Annotated in this window: 21 protein-coding genes; 2 read left to right on the top strand and 19 right to left on the bottom strand. The window is 58.4% G+C overall.

Going from position 1 to position 19,059, the window contains the following annotated elements:
* Positions 1 to 28: 28 nt before the first annotated feature.
* From A1355_RS17265 to A1355_RS17225, 9 genes are all read right to left on the bottom strand, one after another.
* A complete protein-coding gene (locus A1355_RS17265) occupies positions 29 to 703 on the bottom strand; it encodes an HAD family hydrolase (RefSeq protein WP_064030467.1) in 675 nt (224 codons plus the stop codon).
* Positions 703 to 1,629 (bottom strand): hypothetical protein, encoded by a 927-nt coding sequence (locus A1355_RS17260; protein ID WP_064030465.1) that lies wholly within the window; start codon positions 1,627 to 1,629, stop codon positions 703 to 705. The genes A1355_RS17265 and A1355_RS17260 overlap by 1 nt, the downstream gene beginning before the upstream one ends.
* A 2-nt stretch (positions 1,630 to 1,631) precedes the next feature.
* A complete protein-coding gene (locus A1355_RS17255; protein WP_064030463.1) occupies positions 1,632 to 2,558 on the bottom strand; it encodes a diguanylate cyclase in 927 nt (308 codons plus the stop codon).
* A gap of 92 nt (positions 2,559 to 2,650) precedes the next feature.
* Positions 2,651 to 3,094 (bottom strand): YcgN family cysteine cluster protein, encoded by a 444-nt coding sequence (locus A1355_RS17250; RefSeq protein WP_064030461.1) that lies wholly within the window; start codon positions 3,092 to 3,094, stop codon positions 2,651 to 2,653.
* Between the two features lie 5 nt (positions 3,095 to 3,099).
* Positions 3,100 to 4,062, bottom strand: a complete 963-nt coding sequence (gene ftsX / locus A1355_RS17245; protein WP_064030459.1) for a permease-like cell division protein FtsX — start codon at positions 4,060 to 4,062, stop codon at positions 3,100 to 3,102.
* Between the two features lie 2 nt (positions 4,063 to 4,064).
* Complete coding sequence (gene ftsE, locus A1355_RS17240) at positions 4,065 to 4,721, bottom strand: cell division ATP-binding protein FtsE (RefSeq protein WP_064030457.1); 657 nt, start codon at positions 4,719 to 4,721, stop codon at positions 4,065 to 4,067.
* A gap of 4 nt (positions 4,722 to 4,725) precedes the next feature.
* Complete coding sequence (ftsY, locus tag A1355_RS17235) at positions 4,726 to 6,780, bottom strand: signal recognition particle-docking protein FtsY (protein WP_064030454.1); 2,055 nt, start codon at positions 6,778 to 6,780, stop codon at positions 4,726 to 4,728.
* A gap of 5 nt (positions 6,781 to 6,785) precedes the next feature.
* The gene (locus A1355_RS17230) at positions 6,786 to 7,322 is read right to left on the bottom strand and encodes a hypothetical protein (protein ID WP_064030452.1); all 537 of its coding nucleotides are present in this window, start codon (positions 7,320 to 7,322) and stop codon (positions 6,786 to 6,788) included.
* A 46-nt stretch (positions 7,323 to 7,368) separates the two neighbouring features.
* On the bottom strand, positions 7,369 to 8,115 hold the full coding sequence (locus tag A1355_RS17225) for an SURF1 family protein (RefSeq protein WP_064030450.1): 747 nt from the start codon (positions 8,113 to 8,115) through the stop codon (positions 7,369 to 7,371).
* Between the two features lie 73 nt (positions 8,116 to 8,188).
* On the opposite strand from A1355_RS17225, the gene A1355_RS17220 reads away from it, so the two are divergent.
* Entirely contained in the window at positions 8,189 to 8,458 is a 270-nt protein-coding gene (locus A1355_RS17220; protein WP_064030447.1) for a twin transmembrane helix small protein, read from the top strand.
* Positions 8,459 to 8,523: 65 nt separating this feature from the next.
* Here A1355_RS17220 and A1355_RS17215 read toward each other — a convergent pair whose 3' ends face one another.
* The 10 genes from A1355_RS17215 to bioB all read right to left on the bottom strand — a co-directional run bounded on the left by A1355_RS17215 (position 8,524) and on the right by bioB (position 18,246).
* Positions 8,524 to 9,402: a cytochrome c oxidase subunit 3 gene (locus A1355_RS17215; protein ID WP_064030445.1), complete on the bottom strand. Its 879-nt coding sequence runs from the start codon at positions 9,400 to 9,402 to the stop codon at positions 8,524 to 8,526.
* 14 nt (positions 9,403 to 9,416) lie between these two features.
* On the bottom strand, positions 9,417 to 9,962 hold the full coding sequence (locus A1355_RS17210) for a cytochrome c oxidase assembly protein (protein ID WP_064030442.1): 546 nt from the start codon (positions 9,960 to 9,962) through the stop codon (positions 9,417 to 9,419).
* Positions 9,963 to 10,127: 165 nt separating this feature from the next.
* Entirely contained in the window at positions 10,128 to 11,744 is a 1,617-nt protein-coding gene (gene ctaD, locus A1355_RS17205; protein WP_064030440.1) for a cytochrome c oxidase subunit I, read from the bottom strand.
* Positions 11,745 to 11,801: 57 nt separating this feature from the next.
* Complete coding sequence (gene coxB / locus A1355_RS17200) at positions 11,802 to 13,022, bottom strand: cytochrome c oxidase subunit II (RefSeq protein WP_082885614.1); 1,221 nt, start codon at positions 13,020 to 13,022, stop codon at positions 11,802 to 11,804.
* A 249-nt stretch (positions 13,023 to 13,271) separates the two neighbouring features.
* Positions 13,272 to 13,667: a bacteriohemerythrin gene (locus tag A1355_RS17195; protein WP_064030438.1), complete on the bottom strand. Its 396-nt coding sequence runs from the start codon at positions 13,665 to 13,667 to the stop codon at positions 13,272 to 13,274.
* A gap of 203 nt (positions 13,668 to 13,870) precedes the next feature.
* Complete coding sequence (gene bioD, locus A1355_RS17190) at positions 13,871 to 14,566, bottom strand: dethiobiotin synthase (protein WP_064030436.1); 696 nt, start codon at positions 14,564 to 14,566, stop codon at positions 13,871 to 13,873.
* Complete coding sequence (gene bioC / locus A1355_RS17185; protein ID WP_064030434.1) at positions 14,563 to 15,345, bottom strand: malonyl-ACP O-methyltransferase BioC; 783 nt, start codon at positions 15,343 to 15,345, stop codon at positions 14,563 to 14,565. Before bioC ends, bioD begins: the two co-directional genes overlap by 4 nt.
* Positions 15,342 to 16,103, bottom strand: coding sequence for a pimeloyl-ACP methyl ester esterase BioH (gene bioH / locus A1355_RS17180; protein WP_064030432.1), 762 nt, complete (start codon positions 16,101 to 16,103; stop codon positions 15,342 to 15,344). The genes bioC and bioH overlap by 4 nt, the downstream gene beginning before the upstream one ends.
* Positions 16,100 to 17,257 (bottom strand): 8-amino-7-oxononanoate synthase, encoded by a 1,158-nt coding sequence (bioF, locus tag A1355_RS17175; protein WP_064030430.1) that lies wholly within the window; start codon positions 17,255 to 17,257, stop codon positions 16,100 to 16,102. The genes bioH and bioF overlap by 4 nt, the downstream gene beginning before the upstream one ends.
* Positions 17,257 to 18,246 (bottom strand): biotin synthase BioB, encoded by a 990-nt coding sequence (gene bioB / locus A1355_RS17170; protein ID WP_064030428.1) that lies wholly within the window; start codon positions 18,244 to 18,246, stop codon positions 17,257 to 17,259. Before bioB ends, bioF begins: the two co-directional genes overlap by 1 nt.
* A 72-nt stretch (positions 18,247 to 18,318) precedes the next feature.
* Here bioB and A1355_RS17165 point away from each other — a divergent pair, with 72 nt between their 5' ends.
* Positions 18,319 to 19,020, top strand: coding sequence for a ComF family protein (locus tag A1355_RS17165; protein WP_064030426.1), 702 nt, complete (start codon positions 18,319 to 18,321; stop codon positions 19,018 to 19,020).
* Positions 19,021 to 19,059 lie beyond the last annotated feature (39 nt).

Genomic DNA, 19,059 nt, shown 5'->3' with positions numbered 1-19,059 from the left:
GATTCCAAGACCAAAAAACGAGGCGGCATTATAACGGAAGCGACCGCGCGGCCGAGATAAAATCGGCGGCTTCCCGTAAGTCGGACAGTACCCGCTCGGCCTGCCGACCGGCCAGCGCATCGACAGGATAGCTGGAGGGCACCAGCCAACAACGGATGCCGGCCGCAACCGCCGCCGCCACGCCGACCGGCGAATCTTCCAGCGCCAGACAGGCCGAAGCCGACAAACCCAGCCGTCCCGCCGCCGCCAAATACACGTCGGGCGCCGGCTTACCGCGCGCCACCTGATCGACCGCGACCAATAACGGAAAGGTCTCGGCCAGACCGGCGTAGGCCAGACTGCGCCGCGCTGCAGCCGCCCGGCTGTTGGTGGCGATACAATACGGGATGCCGGCGGCTTGGGCGACCTCCAGCAATTCCGGTAAACCCGGCTTGACCGCGATACCGTCGGTTTCGACTTGAGCCAACCAAATCTCGCCGCTCAACTGGCGAAAGCGCGCCTGATCGAAACCGTCGCCGGCCAGATTGGCCAACCCGGCCAGCACATCCGGCCCGGACAAGCCGAGCAAGCCCGCCCAGTCGGCATCCGAGTATCGGTAGCCCATTTCCGCCGCCGCCGCTCGCCAGGCCGCCCGGTACGTGGATTCGCTATCGATCGCCAGGCCGTCCAGATCGAGAATCAGGCCGGCAAGCGTTCCGGCCATTAGCGTAATACCTTGATATATTCTCCGAGCGCCTCGCGATTGGAACCGACGACAACCCGCCGCCGGCCGGTATCGTCGACTTCCAGCAAGCCGGCAACCGCCACGACTTCGCCGGTTTGCGCCTGCCCGCAATAGGTCGCGGTATAACAGACTATGCTGTCCGCTTGCGGATGGTCTATCGAAAACACCGCCGGATAATCGAAGGCGTGAAAATCGTCGCTGATTCTGGCTTGCAGTTCGATAGCGCCCAGCTTGCGGTATTCGCGCGTTTCGCCTTCCAGCATCGGCGCCAGCAAAGTCAGATCGAATTTACGGCCGTTAATCATGGCCTTGTTGTATTTCCTCAATTCGTGCCAAATATATTCGTCCAGCGCGAAATCGCAGGCGCGGCGCCGATAGGCTTCCAACCAATCCGCATCGTCGAGAACCTGACAATGGTCCTCGGCGATCAGCCACTGTACGACGTTGCGAGCCCGGTGGAAGATTTCGCGGTCGTAACAGACCAGATCGATATCCGAGCTGTGTTTTTGCATGCCGACCTGCAACGATCCGGTCACGCCGAACTGATCCATGTCCAAACCGCGGCGGCGGAACAAGGTGCAGAGACTGTGCAAATCGGCCAGCACCGGATCGCTGGGCTCTACTTCCAATAAGCCTCGCAGGCTGTGGCGGGGATGAAAATGTCGAATTACCGCGGTTTCCGGTACCGCGTGCAAGCGAGCATCCAAGCGCGCCGAGTAATGTAGGTATTGCGGATAATGCGCCGCTAAATGGGCGTTGGCCGTATCGCTATCGACTTTACGCCAAGCGCCGTCCAACATCGCGTAGCGCAGAAAGCACAGAATACGACCGGCCTCCAAACCGTCGGCGACCACCGCGAAAATCAGCTGCTCGCCTGTTTCGATGAAATCCTTGGGCCTGAACATGTTCAACCTATTTCCACCCGATTCCGGCCCAACTGCTTGGCGCGATAAAGCGCGGCGTCGGCGGCCTTGATCAATTCGTCCGGGGACGAGTATTGGCCGAGGTGCGCGGCCGCGCCGATGCTGAGCGTCACGCGTCCGCACTCGGACGAGGCGTGAGCAATGCCCAGAGCCTGGACCGCATGGCGCATCCGTTCGGCCAATTCGCGCGCTTCAACCAACAAGGTCGCCGGCAAGACCGCGACAAACTCCTCGCCGCCATACCGACAAATTAGATCGGTACTGCGACGCAACTGATCGGACAAGGCCTTGGCGACCTCGACCAGGCATTCATCGCCGCGCACGTGTCCGTAGCTGTCGTTGTATTTCTTGAAGTAATCTATGTCGCAAACCAACACCGATAGTACCGAATTATTGCGCTGCGCCAGCGCAAATTGCAGGGCTAATACGCTATCCAAGCGGCGGCGATTCGCCAACCCGGTCAATTGATCGCTCTGCGACAGCCACTCCAGCTCTTGGTTGGCCAATTGCAGCTGTTGCTGGGATTTTTGCAACTTTTGGCGCATCAAGTAAATCCGTTCCATCGCCACCATCGTGTACCGCAAACGTAGCGGATTCAGCGGCTTTTGCAAGTACGCGTCGCCGCCCGCCAGTATGCCTTGGCAAAACGAGTCGTCGTCGGTGCGCGTGGTCAAGAACACGATCGGGAACCAATCGGATTTTCGCAACTCACGGATGGCCTGAGTCGCCTCGAAGCCGTTCAAGCGGGGCATCTCGACATCCATCAACACCAGATCGACGTCCTGATCGGCAACGTATTGCAGGGCTTCCGCTCCGTTTTCGGCAAAGTCTACTTGATGCCGCAATTCACGGAGGCACTCCGCCACCAATTGCCGTATCGCCTTACTATCGTCGACGACTAAAACTTTCATACGCTCCGCCTAATCCTCCCTTTAACGAACACGATTTTAGTTCAACCTGCCAAAAAGTAGGGTAAGAGGGTCGACGACGCTGTTTGACATCGCTAATCCCTGGGTTTCGGCGGCAGCCAAGCGATGATGTGGTCTTCCATATCGTCGACTTCCGATTCCTTGATCGCGAACCGAGCCACCGAAATGCCGGCCTCCGCCACGGTGTCCTGCCGCCCGGAAACCAGCGGATGCCATTCCGGCAACGCCTCTCCATCCAGCAACAAACGATAGGCGCAGGTGTCGGGCATCCAGTGATAGGCGCTGAAATCGTGTTGTTTCAAGTCCAAACAATCCGGCACCAATGTGCAGCGCTCGGCATAGCGGCTACAAGAACAAGTGTCCAAATCGATCAAATCGCAAACGACGCGAGTCAGCGCGATCTCGCCGGTATCTTCGTCTTCGAGTTTGTTCAAACAGCACTTGCCGCAGCGATCGCACAACGACTCCCACTCTTCGGTGGTCATTTCGGCCAGCGTCTTGGTTTCCCAAAAGTTCATCGCGACTACTCCGGCTTCAGCAAGCGCAATTGATAATGCAACACAACCCAAGCGCCGCAGACGGCCAGCGCCGAAGAAATCGTCAGCAGCAGCAAAAACTCGCCGAAACTCAGAAACAATAATTCGAAGGCGCTGTTATAGAGTACCGACAATTTCTCGACCGGCGACTCCAAGATCAGCAACATCACCGTCACGATCAACCAGCCCAGAAAACCGGCGATGAATCCCAACCAAAACCCGGTGTAGAGAAACGGCCGCTGAATGAAGGCATTCGTAGCGCCGACCAATTTGGAAATATAGACTTCGTCTTGACGATTCTGCAACTCCAGCCGAATCGTGTTGCCGGTAATAAAAGTAACCGCGAAACCCAGCAGCAAACTGACCAACATCACGCCGCGGCTGGCAATCGTCATGATGGTCTGCAAGCGGGCCACCCATTGCATATCCACTTGCACGAAATCGACTTGCGGCAATTGTTTGAACTCCGCCATCAGCGTTTCGATGTCGGCGTTGGATTCCAGGGTATGCTTAGGTTGAACCTGGACCACACTGGGTAGCGGATTTTGTTCCAAGGCATTCAACGCGTCGCCGAAACCGCTATTGGCCTTGAATTCGTCCAAAGCCTGCTGCTTGGTGATCAACTTAACCGCATCCACGCTGGGATTTTGCCGCAGTTGTTCGACCAGCTTCTGACCGGCGGCGTCGGTGACGTTGTCGTGTAAAAACAGCGACATTTGATTGCTGCTCTCCAAATTCCCGGTCAATTGCTGAATGTTGGCGACGCCGATGTAAAAACCGCCGGACAACGACACCGCGATCGCCAGTACCAGCACCGTCATCGCCGACGTGAATGGCGAACGGGTCAAGCGGCCGAGACTGGAAAACAGACCGTGGGCGTGATTCAGCAAATACGCCTGGAAACGGTCGTTCAAGCGCTGGCCGAAATGTTTGCGCTGTACTTGTCTCATCGTCAACTCGCCACCAAATGCCCTTTGTCCAAGGTCAGGACCCGATAGCCGAGCACGTGAACCAGCTCGATATCGTGAGTGGCGATCAACACCGAAACTCCGACTTGCTTGAACTGCTCGAACATATGCATGACTTCGGCCGACAGATCCGGGTCCAGGTTGCCGGTCGGCTCGTCCGCGATTATCAACTTGGGTTTGTTGACGATGGCCCTGGCGATGCCGACCCGTTGTTGTTCGCCGCCGGACAAGGCCAACGGATATTTACGCTCCTTGCCGAGCAGCCCCACTTTGTCCAGCGACGCCCTCACCCGCCTCGCCACTTCATTGGCCTGATAGCCGGACACCACCAACGGCAGCGCCACGTTATCGAACACGGTCCTATCGTTTAGCAGTTTATAGTCCTGAAAGATCAGACCGAGTCCGCGCCGCAAATACGGCACTTTACGCTCGCTGACCCGGTTGATGAGCTGACCGTCCAGGAAAATGTTACCGCGCGTGCATTGCTCCATCATCGCGATCAATTTCAGCAATGTGCTTTTGCCGGCGCCGGAGCGGCCGGTCAGAAACGCCATTTCGCCTTTTTGCAGATGAAAGCTGACGTCGATCAAGGCCTCGCCGGCGTCGGGGTAACGTTTGCTGACGTGTTCGAACTTGAGCATGGCGTTAGTCTTTAGCGAACAAGGCCTCGACGAACTGCTCGGCATCGAAATCCTGCAAATCGTCGATGCTCTCGCCGACGCCGATGAAGCGGATCGGGATGTGCAATTGATTGGCCAACGCGAAAATGATGCCGCCCTTGGCGGTACCATCCAGTTTGGTCAGGGCCAAACCGGTCAAGCCAACCGCTTCGTTGAATATTTTAGCCTGCGACAACGCATTCTGGCCGGTGCCGGCATCCAGAATCAACAACACTTCATGCGGCGCGCTGTCGTCCAATTTGGCCATGATCCGCTTGATCTTTTTCAACTCGTCCATCAAATTGGATTTGGTGTGTAAACGCCCGGCGGTGTCCGCGATCAACACGTCCACGCCTTTGGATTTGGCCGATTGCAGCGCGTCGAAGATCACCGATGCCGAATCGGCGCCGGTGTGCTGCGCCACAACCGCCACATTATTACGCTCGCCCCAGGTCTGCAACTGCTCGACCGCCGCCGCCCGGAAAGTATCGCCGGCCGCCAGCATCACGCTATGCCCTTGTTGCTGCAAGCGCTTGGCCAATTTGCCTATCGACGTGGTTTTGCCGACGCCGTTGACGCCGACCACCAGAATCACGAACGGTCCGTCGCGTTGCGGGATTTTTAGCGCTTGCGAGCAGGGTTTCAGTATCGTCAGCAGTTCCTGCTTTAACGCGGCGAGCAAGGCGTCGCCGTCGGCCAGCTGTTCGCTCTCCAACGATTTTTGCAAATGTTCGATCAATTGCGTCGTCGTTTCGATGCCGAGGTCGGCCATCAGCAAACTCGCCTCCAGATCGACCAATAAACCCTTGGTCACCGCTTTCTTGCCGAATGCCAAGCTGCTAAGCACCGATCCGAAACCGCCGCGGGTTTTTTGCAGTTGATTGCTCAGGCGTTTGAACAGATTCTCCGTCACGGGCACTTCGACGGATACCGGCGCAACCGCCGCCTCGCCGGCGGTTGCCGGAATCGCCGCTTCGCCGGCAATGACTTCGGCTTCGGCTTCGGCTTCGGCTTCGGCTTCGGCTTCGGCTTCGGCTTCGGCTTCGGCTTCGGCTTCGGCTTCGGCTTCGGCTTCGGGAAAACCGTAACGGCTGTACAAGGCAATAGCCAATAACGGCACCATCAACAAAGCCGCCACCGCGTTATGCGCAACCGCCAATCCCAGCGGCAGACTATATTTGACGCTGAAGATCCCTAGTACGATTTGCAGCAACAAAACCAGGCTGACCAGGTTACCTGCCAAGCGTACCGGTTTGGGATAGCGGTCGCCGGTCGCTACCAGCATCAACGCGCTCACGACCAAGAAGGTAAGGCCGGCCGCCAGCCGGTGAACGGTGTGAACAGCCGCTAGCGCGGCGGCGCTCAACAACTGCCCTTGCGGACGGAACGGATTCAATGCATCCCAGTAGTCGGCCGCCGGCAGCCAAACCCCTTGGCAACGCGGGAAATCGTCGCACGCTAGCCCGGCGTAGTTGCTGCTGACCCATCCCCCCAACGCAATCTGCGCCAGCACCACGCACATCGCCAATCCGGTTAGCCACATCGGCCCGGAACTGACCGAACGCCGGCTCAGAGCCGGATCCAAACGCAGATAAGCCCAAACCAGCGCCCAAAAGGTCGTGAATCCCAATAACAAATGTCCGGTAACGACCGCCGGGGTCAGCTTGGAGGCTACGGTCCACATGCCCAACGCCGCCTGGCTGGCAATCAGCGATACGATAACCAGGGTCCAGCCGACCGCGAGGCCGCGTCTTTGCTCGCGCCAAGCGAACGGCAGAGCCAGCAGCGCCAAGACCGCCAGCGCGCCGGCTAAATAACGATGGGCCATTTCCTTCCAGGCCTTGGCGACATCAACCGCTTGCCCGCCGAACGCGGCCGCCGCATCGGCCTTGAATTGGTCGGTATCGGCGACGACGGCTTTGCCGTAACAACCGGGCCAGTCCGGACAACCCAAGCCGGCGTGGCCGAGGCGGACATAGGCGCCGACCACGATGACCAGCAGCGCCAGGATGGCCCCGCACAATAATAATCTTCTGAACATGTTTATTAACCGATTTGGGAAATTCTGAGGAGTTTGCTTAAGTCGTCTCTGACTTGATAGGGATCGAATCCGGGCGGGTATTTCATCATCAGATTGCCGAGAGGGTCCATGATGATCAAGGCACCCTCGACCGGGGCTTGGCCGGCTATCCCGGACAATCCCGACCGCAAGCCATCGGCCGGCAACGCTTTCAGCAGGCGCGCATCCTCGCGCCATTGGCCGGGCAGCGCGACTTGTCCGTCGCTTAGCAAAGCCAAGCGCCGCACTCGGGCGATGTCCTTGCCTATCATCAGACCGATCTGCCGGGATTTATGCAGGGCATCGGCGCACACTTGCGAGCACGCGCCGAATACCGGATTAATGAGTACCCAGTGCCCCTTCAACTCCCCGATATTTTCTTGGGAAAACGTATCTGCGCCGATAAAACTGACCGGTTCGGTCTGAAGCGGCGGTTGAATCAACTCGCCATGATTGGTCCCCAATCTGACGGTGTCCGGATGCGCCGCCAAATACCAAGCGATGCTAAATGGAATCGCCGTCATGGCGAAGATTCCTAAAATGGTGAGACGATTTATTTTTAATTGTTGTTTACTCACGACGTTTACGAAGACTGTTCCAAAACATTAGGGTGCTTAGCGTTAGCGCTAAACCGAACCATTGTACTGCATAGGCCCGGTGTTTTTCCGGCGGAATGACCACGTTGATGCGCCAATCCCGCAGATAGCCGGCGGGTTGATCCGCATCCAATTCCAGTTGGAACGGCGCCAGCGCGTAGCCGAATTTGACGCCGAGCGCAGCCAAATCGACGTACTGAGTGCGAACCGGCCAGCCTTCGCCCGGCGTCCCGCCGCCAGCCAGCCGAATGCCGACGTCGGGAAAACGGTTGATGCGGCCGCGCAACTGTTCGACCGGCGTATCGATGCTTAAATCGGGAACTACTCGCCTATCTCGGCCCAGCGGCAACCAGCCGCGATTGACCAAGACCGCGGCTTGGCCGTTGGCGGGCAAAAACGGCGTGAACACCAAATATCCGGGCCGGCCGTCGTGTACCTGATTGTCGAGCAATAATTGATGGGCGTCGTCGTAATGCCCTTGTAAAGTCGCCTTGCGATACCGAATCGCCTCGAGCTCCTGCTCGCCCGGTATCCGCTGGTTCAAATCCAGTGCAACCGACATTTGGGCTGCATATTGCGCGTCGAGCAAGGCTTGCTTTTCATCCGCGCGGCGCAATTGCCAGAATCCCAGGTTGCATAGCAACACCATCATTGCAAGATAACCTACCAATAGGGCCGGCGACCAGCGCCACTCCCTGCGAAACAGCCGAAATTTAATCATCTAAAACCGCCCTAAGTATTGGCAAGCCATTGGGAATCGTCGAGAATGGCGCTTTTGCGCCGACTTTCCCGCCATGCCGATCAAAATATTCGTTATTGTCGCTTTTCTCGCCATTTTAGTCAGCCTGGGCTCGGCGCTGTTTCATTTGGTCAGACACAAAAGCGACGAAGATTCGCGTAAAACCGCCAAAGCCCTGACGTTTAGAATTGGCTTGTCGCTGGGCTTGTTTATTTTGTTGGTGCTGGCCTTGGCCACCGGCCTGATTCAACCGCACGGCCTGGGCGCCAGAATGCACGCCGACCAAAAACCGGCGTCATCCGCTCCGCAAAATCCCGGCCGCTAAACGCCGGCAAAAAAAAAGCGCGCTCGTCGCCGAGCGCGCTTTTTTTCGTTAACGAAAGCAGGCGTTTACATCAAGTAAACGAAGACAAACAAGCCCAACCAGACGACGTCGACAAAGTGCCAATACCATGCCGCCGCTTCGAAAGCGAAATGATTTTCCGGCGTAAAATGGCCTTTCCAGCTTCTGAACAGCACCACCGACAGAATGATCGCACCGACGCAGACGTGGAAACCGTGGAAACCGGTCAACATGAAAAAGGTTGAACCGTAGATCCCGGAACCCAGCGTCAAACCCATCTCGTGGTACGCTTCGTAGTACTCGGTAGCTTGGCAGGCGACAAACAAAAAGCCCAAGCCGACGGTAGCCAACAGGCCTTTGATCAGCTGGCCGCGATGCTTGGCCAACAAGCCGTGATGCGCCCAGGTGCAGGTAACGCCGCTGGATAACAGCAACAAGGTGTTGATCAACGGTAAACCAAAGGCGCCCATCGGCTCGAAATCGCCGCCGACCTTACCGGGACCGTTGGTCGGCCAAGTCGAGCTAAAGCCGTCCCACAGCGTAAAGGTCGAACGACCCGGACCGCTGACGAACGCGCCGTCGGTCGCGCCCAACCAGGGCACCGACAGATTGCGGGTGTACCAGAGCGCGCCGAAGAACACCGCGAAGAACATCACTTCGGAGAAAATAAACCACATCATGCCCATCCGGTAAGAAATACCGACGCCGTGGTTGTACATGCCGGACTCGCTTTCGGTTGCTTGCAACGCAAACCACGCGCCCAACATCACCAGAAACACCACGAAACCGGCCAACATCATGCCGGAGCCGATCGAGTTGCCGTTCAAATGGTTTGCAAAGCCCGCCAGCGTCAGCATCAAACCGGCGGTGGCCATCACCGGCCAAGTGGCTTTATGCGGGATGTAATAAGCTGTGTTTGTAGACATAACCTTCCCCTTCGTTAATTTTCAGATTTTTCAGTAATTTCAAAAAAAGTGTAAGACAGCGTAATGTTTTTATAGCGCTCGGGCAGTTTCGGATCGACAACCAAACGAACCGTCATGTTCTTCTCTTCGTTCGGATCGAATATCTGTTCCAACTCGCAAAAACAAATCACCTTTGTGACGTATTCCTTGACCAAGCCCGGCGTGTAAGTCGCTACCGCGCGTACCTTAATCCTGCGATCGCTCAAGTTTTTCGCGTGAAATCCCACCGAATAATATTGGCCGGGATGAATCTTCAGACTGGGCGTTTCCACCTTAAAGTCCATCGGCACCGCACGATTCAGCGACGTCAAAAACTCCATCGTGATTTCCCGCGACTCGTCGACCTTGAACTCGGATTCGGTCTTGGCGACGCTTTCCAGCGTGGCGTTTTGTCCGGTGAGTTCGCAAAGCACGTCGTAAAGCGGTACCAGCGCATAACCGAAACCAAACATCAGCACCGCCACGCCGATCAGTTTCGCGGCCAGTCTGCGGTTTTTACCACGCAACTCTTCGCCGCTCATTGCGACATGGCCTTCATCACCGCGAACACATAAATCGTCAACGCAACCGCGACCAAGGCCAGCGCGGTCAAAATATTTTTAGTCTTGATATTCATCTCTATCCTCGCGCCCTCCTGTCGGATCTTACCGACAGGAGGGCCGCCGTCCAAGCCGCTCGCCTAGCGATTAAAAATGCTCTGTCGGAATTTTTTCCGGCGGGGTGGCAAACGTGTGATAAGGCGCGGGAGACGCCACGGTCCACTCCAAGCTGTGCTTGCTGGCGTCTTCCCAGACTTCGTCGGTGACTTTCTCGCCGGTACCGCCGCGAATCGTATCGATGACGATGTAAACGAACAGCAATTGACTGAAGCCATAGATGAACGCGCCAATACTGGACACCATGTTCCAATCCGCGAATTGAATCGCATAGTCCGGAATACGGCGCGGCATGCCGGCCAGCCCCAGGAAATGCTGCGGGAAAAACAGGATGTTGACCGAAATCGCCGACAACCAGAAATGCAGTTTGCCGATTTTCTCGTTGTACATATGCCCGGTCCATTTAGGCAGCCAAAAATAACCGGCGGCCATCAGAATGAAAACCGAAGCGGGTACCAAGGTGTAATGGAAATGGGCCACGATGAAATAGGTATCGTGATATTGAAAATCGACCGGCGCGACCGACATCATCAAACCGGTGAAACCGCCCATCGTAAACAACACCACGAACGCGATCGCGAACAACATCGGCGTTTCGAAGGTCATCGAGCCTTTCCACATCGTCGCTGTCCAGTTGAACACTTTCACGCCGGTCGGAATCGCAATCAGCATCGTCGCATACATAAAGTACAGCTCGCCGGCAATCGGCAGACCGACCGTGAACATGTGATGGCACCAAACGATGAACGACAGGAATGCAATCGCGCCGGTCGCATAGACCATCGAAGCGTAACCGAACAACGGTTTGCGAGCGAACACCGGAATGATGGTCGAAGCCACGCCGAAGGTCGGCAGAATCATCACGTACACTTCGGGGTGACCGAAAAACCAAAAGATATGTTGGTACAACACCGGGTCGCCGCCGCCGGCCGCATCGAAGAAGCTGGTACCGAAGAAACGGTCGGTCAACAGCATCGTCACCGCACCGGCGAAAACCGGCATGATCGCGATCAACAGGAATGCGGTGATCAGCCAGGTCCAGACGAACAGCGGCATTTTCATCAAAGTCATTGCCGGGGCGCGCATGTTGAAAATGGTCGCGATCACGTTGATCGCCCCCATGATCGACGACACACCCAGCAAGTGAACCGCGAAGATCGCGAACGGCAAGGCTTTTCCGGTTTGCAATACCAGTGGCGGATACAGCGTCCAACCGGCCGAGGGCGCGCCGCCCTCCATGAACAGGGTACTGGCGATCAGCAACACGCCGGCCACCAACATCCAGAAGCTCATGTTGTTCATCCGCGGCAGCGCCATATCCGGCGCGCCGATCATCATCGGAATCATCCAGTTGGCCAGACCGACGAAAGCCGGCATCACCGCCCCGAAGACCATCACCAGCGCGTGCATCGTGGTCATCGAGTTGAAGAAGTTGGGATCGACGAATTGCAATCCCGGCTCGAACAATTCCGAGCGGATAATCAAAGCCATGCTACCGCCGACGAAAAACATCGCCAGCGAGAACACCAGATACATCGTGCCGATGTCTTTATGGTTGGTGGTAATTATCCAGCGCAGAATACCCTTATCCGGGCCGTGATCGTGGTGATCGTGATGATCATCATGTTCAGCTACGACAGCAGTCATACGTAATACCTCAAGAAATAATAGATAGTGAGTTCAACCCTATAAAACCGGTTCCAATCAAGAGCCGACTTTGTTCTCGGCGACAACCTTGGGTTTGACTTCGCCGTTCTCTTTACATTGTTGAGCCGCATCGTCGATATCCGGATACAAATCGTCGAAATCGTCGAGCGTCAAGGCCTGACAAGGTTGGAACTCATCGCCGACATTGTTGCCCAGATTCGGAGAATTCCGCAGATAGGTCACCAATTCGGCCAATTCGTCGGCAGGCAATTTCTTGAACGCCGGCATTTTGCTGGTACCGGCTTGCACGAAACCGATCAGTTGATCGACATTGCCGGTCACTTTCGCGCTGGCGCTCAGCGCCGGATACCAACCGCTGATGCCTTTGCCGTCGATTTGATGGCAAGCCACGCAGTTTTTCAAGTAAACCGATTCGCCCTTAATCAGCAGCGAAGACCGGGTCAGCTTGCTCAAATCCGGCGCTTGTTTTTGTTTTTCCAGCGTGGATTTCACCCAGGCGTCGTACTGCTCCTGTTCCATCGCGATGACGACGATAGGCATGAAGCCGTGGTCGCGCCCGCACAGCTCGGTGCATTGGCCACGATAGACGCCGGGCTTGTCGACTTGGGTCCAGGCTTCGTTGACGAAACCGGGATTGGCGTCTTTTTTCCAGCCCAGATCGGGCACCCACCAGGAGTGAATCACGTCGGCGGCGGTAAACAGGAAGCGGATTTTCTTACCGATCGGAATCACCAACGGTTTGTCGACGTTCAGCAGGTAGTTGGGCACCGCGCGCGGGTCCATCGTGCTGACCCTATGGGTTTTTTCGCTGGCTTCGTCCAAATGGCTTTCGAAGTGAACGCCCGAATCCAGGTATTCGTAGTCCCAATACCACTGTTTCCCGGTCACCTTGATGCTCATCTCGGATTCCTGGGTTCCGTCCAGATCGACCACGGCCTTGGTAGCCGGAATCGCCATACCGATCAGAATCAGCGTGGGAATAATGGTCCAAATGATCTCGACCGTCGTATTTTCATGAAACTGCGAAGCTTCGTGACCTTTTGATTTTCGATGATGGAAAATCGAGTAAAACATCGTACCGAACACCGCGACACCGATGAATACGCATATCCAAAGGATCAGCATGTGCAAATCGTACAGCTCATGACTGAGTTGTGTCACACCTTGCACAAGATTGAGTGTGTAGTCCGCGTGTGCCGCCTCCAGGCCCCAGGCCATCAAAACCAGACACGCGAGCAGTTGCTTTGTTTTCTTCACGGAGCAGCCTCCCCACTAGTAGTTATAAACTTGTATGCGTTATATCTTCTGTAACATTGCGCGCCCAACCGGCGAGGCCCGCGGTTCCCTTTACAGATAATTGTCTTAAATAAACTGAGCAATTTTACCCCATCGCAGAGCAGCAAACCAGAAGAGGTTTTCCCGTTTCGGCAATTTACGCGTAAAAAAGGCTTGCGAACATTGCTGCTCGCAAGCCTTTGTGACCGCTTTAGCCTGTCGGCTTGGGACTTATTTCAGCGTATCGGAGTACGACATATCGAAGGTAGGAATATGGCTATCCAACCAGCCTTTGACCAATTGCCCGACTTCCTCGGTCACTTCGGCTTGACCCGCGTGAAATTTCTTTTGCAAATCCGCGCAAATACCGACCATGGCTTCGTGCTCGGCTTTATGGCGATCGTAACCGCCAAAACCCTTGGCCAGCATTTCCCGTTCTTCATGAGCAAAATGATCGACCACATAAGCGATCAAAGCATCCAAGGAAGCGCCGATCGTCGCGCGCGCCGCGCCGCCGGTTGCCTCGTCGTACAGTTTGTTCAACAAACCGAACAAAGTCTGATGCTCCGAATCGGCAAAGCCCACGCCGGTGCCATACTGATCCGCGGTCCAAGTAATTAAAGCCATAAAACGCCTCCAGGTTGTTTTTTTATTTAGGATGCGCCGCGCGAATTCGTCCCGGATTCCGCCAGCGGCAATCAGTCCATACGGACTTTTTAAGTTCAGGCCGCCGGCCCTTCGAACCGGCGCCACCATCGTCTCCTTGCGCCGAGAGGCCCGGCCGGTCGCCGCGCCCTCGGATGGTGGCCGCCATTGTCGTCATCCCCGCTTTAAAAATTTTGACGCAAATCAAACATTTGCCAGTTTGGTGGGCATAGATGTTGCCCCAGCTCGGTGAAATCCGGCTCGAGCCGGTAAGGTAAAACCCCCAATAGCGGGGCCGACAAATGGGTTTGCAAATAGGCCAGATTGCCTTCGAAACCCGGCATCGCCTCGCTCAAGCGGACCGCGAGCCAACCGGCGCAGCGCAGCCCGGTCCGCTCGACCGCCGCGACCGTCAAGCGCGCGTGATTGATGCATCCCAAGCGCATGCCGACCACGACCACAACCGGCAATCCCAAACGACGCGCCAAACCGGCGTTGTCCAACGCGGCGTCCAGCGGCGAATACCACCCGCCGGCGCCTTCGACCACCAACCAGTCGGCGGTCGCATGCAATGCGGCGGCCAGCGCGGCGATACGCTCCGGATCGACCGAGATATCGCCGCAAGCCAGATGCGGCGACATCGCCGCCTCGAACGCATAGGGATTGATGGCCGCATAGTCCGCCGGCGAAGAACACGCCGCCTGGATCAGCAAAGCGTCGCGATTATAGAAACGGCCGTTGCGCCGCTCGCAGCCCGCCGCCACCGGCTTCATGCCGGCCACCGTGTAGCCGTCCGCGCGCAAGCGGCGCATCCAGGCCAGCGTCGCCCAGGTTTTGCCGACATCGGTATCGGTGCCGGTGATAAACACGCCGGCTTTCATCGATATGCCCTGACGAACAGAATCTCCCAACTGGCAACGATCCGCGCGTCGGGCATTAAAGCCTGGTAAGCGGCGATCATGTCCCGCAATTGCAGACGCGTGGTCGGCCCGCGCTTGCGATCGGCGTTGAGATTATGCGCGCCGATGCCCTTCAGTTCCCGCATCAGATCGGCGACCGCCGCATATTCGGTCGAATACGTCCGCGAGACGATGTCGCCATCGTGCCAACCGGCGGCCGCCAACTGGTCGCGTATCTCGGCCCCGGACACGAACGCATTCACGTGCCGGTAATCGTCGACCTCGGCCCAAGCCGCCTTCAACTCCACCAGGGTACCCGGCCCGAAGGTCGCGAACGCCAGCTGCCCGCCCGGCGCCAATGCGCGCCGGCAATCGCCGAACAGCGCCGGCAAATCCGCGCACCACTGCAAAGCCAGATTGGAATAGATTTGACCGAGACCGGCATCGGCCAGCGGCAAGCGCTCGGCGTCCGCGCACACATACCGCACGCCGGCCGGCCATTTGGCTCTGGCCGCTTGCAGCATCGGCAGCGCGATATCCAGCGCATACACCGGCCGATCGGCGGCGCGGCCCAGCAACAAACCGGTCAAAAAACCGGTGCCGCAACCCAGATCGGCAATAGCGCCGGCCGCCGGCGATACGTCGAATCGGGCCAGCAATTCGGCCCCGACCCGACGCTGCAACGCCGCCACGCTATCGTAGCCGGCCGCCGCCGCGCCGAACGAACGGCGAATATCGCGTTTGGCAATCGCGGCACTCATTGCGGCGCCCGCAACAATGCCATCACCTGCTCGGGATGGCTCAGAAACGGCAAGTGGCCAGCCGCATCGAGACAATACACGCCGGCCTCCGGCCTTAAATCGGCCAGCGCCTTAGCGGCGGCGACCGGTACCAGCATGTCCCTTCCGCCGAAAATGGCCGAGGCCGGACAGCGCAAATGCCGCCATTGTTCGCGCAAATCGGCGGTTTTCAAGATGTCCAGCCCGCCGCGCAACGCCGCTTCGGCCGGCGGCGGCGCATCCGCGACCGCTTGTCGCAACTGCGCCAACAACAGCCGTTGCTCGGGCAAGCCTTGCACTTGCAGGGCCAGAAAGCGTTGCAGCGTGGTTTTGGCATCGGCCAGCAACAGCTCGGCAAAGCCGTCCAGCACCGCCGGACGCATGCCCGGCCAAGCGCCGTCGCCGACGAATTTAGGATTGCTGGCCAGCAAGGTCAACTGCTCGACCCGCTCCGGGTAGCGCGCGGCGATGTCCAGCGCGATCGCGCCGCCCAAGGACCAACCCAGCAACGCGAATCGGCGAACCGGCAGCGCCGCGACCAAGGCATCGCCGACCGCCGCCAGCTCGAACGGCGCCAGCGCGCCGCTACGGCCGTGTCCGGGCAAATCCGCGACGATGGTTTGATATTGGCCGGCCAAGCGCTCGGCGAACCCGCGCAACACGCCGCCGTGCATGGCCCAGCCATGCAACATCAGCAGCGGCGGCCCGCCGCCGCGCTTATCCAGATGAATGAACGTCATGCGCCCAGCTCGCTCAAAGCCTCCAGCAAGGCATCGATTTGCGCGTCGTCGTGCAGAGCCGTCAAGGTCACTCGTAAACGGGCGGTGCCGGCCGGCACCGTCGGCGGTCGAATCGCGCCGACCCAAAAGCCCCGCTCGGCCAACGCGTTACTCAGTGCGACCGCGCGCTCGCTATCGCCGGTCGGCAACGGTTGGATCGCGGTTTCGGAAGCCATCAGCGGCAAACCCAATTGCTCGGCGCCTTGCCGGAAACGCGCGATCAGCTCGCGCAAGCGCTCGCGCCGCCAGGTTTCGTCGCGCACGATGCGCAACGCGGTGCGCGTGGCCTCGGCGACCGCCGGCGGCATCGCCGTCGTGAACACATAGCTGCGGGCTTTTTGAATCAACAGCTCGATCAGGTCGTCGGAACCGGCGACAAAGGCGCCGAAGGTGCCGAAGGCCTTGCCCAAGGTACCGATCAAGATCGGCACCTGTTCGGCGCTCAAGCCGAAATGTTCGACGATGCCGCCGCCGCGCGCGCCAAGCACGCCGAAGCCGTGGGCATCGTCGATCAACAAGCCGGCATCGTGGCGGCCGGCCAATGCCGCCAATGCCGGCAACGGCGCCAAATCGCCGTCCATGCTGAACACCCCGTCGCTGACCACCAAGACCTTGCCCGATCCGGTCGCCAGTTTAGCGGCCAGATCGGCGGGGTCGGCGTGATGGTAGCGGCGAAACCGGGCACCGGCCAGCAAACCGCCGTCCAGCAGCGATGCGTGATTCAGACGATCTTCCAGCACCGTATCGCCGCGACCCAGCAAGGCCGAAATCGTCCCGACGTTAGCCATGTAACCGGTCGAAAACAGCAACGCCCGCCGCCGGCTGGTGAACTCGGCCAATGCGTCCTCCAACGCGTGATGCGCGGCACTATGCCCGCAAATTAAATGCGCGGAGCCGCTGCCGACGCCGTAGCGTTCCGCGCCGCGCTGAAAGGCATCGACCAGGCGCGGGTCGGCGGCCAGGCCCAGATAGTCGTTGCTGCAAAAATTGACCATCCGCCGCCCGTCCACGTTCAGCAGCACGCCTTGCGGGCCGTCCACGACCCGGCGGCGCCGGTACAAACCTTGTTGCTCCAGCCGGCCCAGCTCGCCGCTAAAATCGTAAAAACCGGCCATCAAGCGTAACTGGAGCCGCCCATCCGCACGCCCAAGCGCTGAAACAATTGCCGGTCGTGGCTGGTCATCGGATTGTCGGTGGTCAGCAGTTTATCGCCGTAGAAAATCGAGTTGGCCCCGGCCAGAAAGCACAAGGCCTGCATCTCGTCGCTCATCGCGGTCCGGCCGGCCGACAAGCGAACCCGCGATTCCGGCATCATGATCCTGGCCACCGCGACGGTGCGCACGAACACCAGCGGGTCCAGCGTAGCGGTGCCGTGCAGCGGCGTACCTTCGACTTGCACCAGCATATTGATCGGCACGCTCTCCGGATGCTTGGGCAAATTCGCCAATTGCAGCAATAATTTGGCTCGATCGACCTCCGACTCGCCCATGCCGACGATGCCGCCGCAGCAGACATTGATGCCGGCCTCGCGCACCCGTTCCAGCGTATCCAACCGGTCCTGATAGGTCCGGGTGGTGATGATTTCCGAGTAATAGTCCTCGGAGGTATCGAGATTGTGGTTGTAATAATCCAGACCGCCGTCCTTCAAGGCTTGGGTTTGCCGGTCGGTCAGCATGCCCAAGGTCACGCAGGTTTCCATGCCCAGCGCCTTGACGCCCTTGACCATCTCGACGACCCGCTCGATGTCTCTATCCTTCGGGCTGCGCCAGGCGGCGCCCATGCAAAACCGCGAAGCGCCCTGAGCTTGGGCCTGTTGCGCGGCTTGCAACACCGTTTCGACCGGCATCAGCGCTTCCGGCGTCAGATCGGAATCGTAGCGGGCGCTTTGCGGGCAATAGCCGCAATCTTCCGAGCAGGCGCCGGTCTTGATGCTCAACAAGCTGCTGACCTGGATTTCGTTGGGATCGAAGAACGCCCGATGCGCCGTCTGGGCCTGAAAAATCAAATCGTTGAACGGCAATGCGAACAAGGTTTCGACGTCGGCCAATTGCCAATCGTGACGAAGGTTGGCGACGTGGTTCGAAGGTTTCTGGCTGGCGGACATTCTGCTACTCTCCCATGCTCGGCGGCGGCGCAAGCGGTGACCGGGACCGCTTATCAACCTGTTTAAAGAAAAATGGTAAACCATTGGCTAAACATTATACAGAATTTGCTGTTACCGCCGCGCTGCGTATTATGCGGCGCGCCCGGCCACGCCGGCCTGGACTTGTGCGCCGGCTGCCTGGACGACCTGCCCCGTAACGTTTCCTGCTGCTACCGCTGCGGCGAACCGTTCGAAACCCGCCATCCTCAACCGGTGCTGTGCGGGCGCTGCCTGAGCAAAACGCCGGCCTTCGACGAGACCTACGCGCCGTTTTTGTACCGCAGTCATTTACGCTATTTGGTGAGCCGCCTGAAATTCCAGCGCGACTACAAGAATGCCCGCCTGCTGGCCGGCTTGCTGGCGGCCCACGCCGGAACCCAGGCCGAACGGCCGGAATGTCTGATCCCGGTGCCGCTGCATCGCGGACGCTACCGCGAACGCGGCTTCAACCAGGCCATGGAAATCGCCCGGCATTTATCGAAGGAATTGAAGATTCCGCTGGATTCGCGGAGTTGCCAACGAGTGCGGGATACCGGCCATCAAATCGCGTTGCCGGCCAAACAGCGCCGCAAGAATCTGCGCAACGCCTTTCGGGCCACGCGGCCGTTACCTTACCGCCACGTCGCCATCGTCGATGACGTGATGACCACCGGCGCCACGGTCGCCGCTCTCGCAACGGCGTTGAAGCGAGCCGGCGTCGGCCGGGTGGACGTCTGGGTCTGCGCCCGAGCTTAACCATCCGCCGACATCAATCGGGCCGGTAATTACCGGCCC

The organism is Methylomonas koyamae, assembly GCF_001644025.1.
Classification (GTDB): domain Bacteria; phylum Pseudomonadota; class Gammaproteobacteria; order Methylococcales; family Methylomonadaceae; genus Methylomonas; species Methylomonas koyamae_A.
Note: the sequence above shows the minus strand (reverse complement) of the source record. Positions and strands in the feature narration are given on the sequence as shown.

Coding starts and splice junctions, on each gene's coding strand:
- A1355_RS17250 (WP_064030461.1), bottom strand. CDS start 3,094: ATGAACTTTTGGGAAACCAAGACGCTGGCCGAAATGACCACCGAAGAG.
- bioB (WP_064030428.1), bottom strand. CDS start 18,246: ATGTCCGCCAGCCAGAAACCTTCGAACCACGTCGCCAACCTTCGTCAC.
- A1355_RS17220 (WP_064030447.1), top strand. CDS start 8,189: ATGCCGATCAAAATATTCGTTATTGTCGCTTTTCTCGCCATTTTAGTC.
- ftsY (WP_064030454.1), bottom strand. CDS start 6,780: ATGTTCAGAAGATTATTATTGTGCGGGGCCATCCTGGCGCTGCTGGTC.
- A1355_RS17195 (WP_064030438.1), bottom strand. CDS start 13,667: ATGGCTTTAATTACTTGGACCGCGGATCAGTATGGCACCGGCGTGGGC.
- bioC (WP_064030434.1), bottom strand. CDS start 15,345: ATGAGTGCCGCGATTGCCAAACGCGATATTCGCCGTTCGTTCGGCGCG.
- A1355_RS17210 (WP_064030442.1), bottom strand. CDS start 9,962: ATGAGCGGCGAAGAGTTGCGTGGTAAAAACCGCAGACTGGCCGCGAAA.
- ftsX (WP_064030459.1), bottom strand. CDS start 4,062: ATGAGACAAGTACAGCGCAAACATTTCGGCCAGCGCTTGAACGACCGT.
- A1355_RS17265 (WP_064030467.1), bottom strand. CDS start 703: ATGGCCGGAACGCTTGCCGGCCTGATTCTCGATCTGGACGGCCTGGCG.
- A1355_RS17225 (WP_064030450.1), bottom strand. CDS start 8,115: ATGATTAAATTTCGGCTGTTTCGCAGGGAGTGGCGCTGGTCGCCGGCC.
- A1355_RS17165 (WP_064030426.1), top strand. CDS start 18,319: ATGGTAAACCATTGGCTAAACATTATACAGAATTTGCTGTTACCGCCG.
- ctaD (WP_064030440.1), bottom strand. CDS start 11,744: ATGACTGCTGTCGTAGCTGAACATGATGATCATCACGATCACCACGAT.
- A1355_RS17255 (WP_064030463.1), bottom strand. CDS start 2,558: ATGAAAGTTTTAGTCGTCGACGATAGTAAGGCGATACGGCAATTGGTG.
- bioH (WP_064030432.1), bottom strand. CDS start 16,103: ATGACGTTCATTCATCTGGATAAGCGCGGCGGCGGGCCGCCGCTGCTG.
- A1355_RS17260 (WP_064030465.1), bottom strand. CDS start 1,629: ATGTTCAGGCCCAAGGATTTCATCGAAACAGGCGAGCAGCTGATTTTC.
- ftsE (WP_064030457.1), bottom strand. CDS start 4,721: ATGCTCAAGTTCGAACACGTCAGCAAACGTTACCCCGACGCCGGCGAG.
- bioF (WP_064030430.1), bottom strand. CDS start 17,257: ATGGCCGGTTTTTACGATTTTAGCGGCGAGCTGGGCCGGCTGGAGCAA.
- A1355_RS17230 (WP_064030452.1), bottom strand. CDS start 7,322: ATGACGGCGATTCCATTTAGCATCGCTTGGTATTTGGCGGCGCATCCG.
- bioD (WP_064030436.1), bottom strand. CDS start 14,566: ATGAAAGCCGGCGTGTTTATCACCGGCACCGATACCGATGTCGGCAAA.
- A1355_RS17215 (WP_064030445.1), bottom strand. CDS start 9,402: ATGTCTACAAACACAGCTTATTACATCCCGCATAAAGCCACTTGGCCG.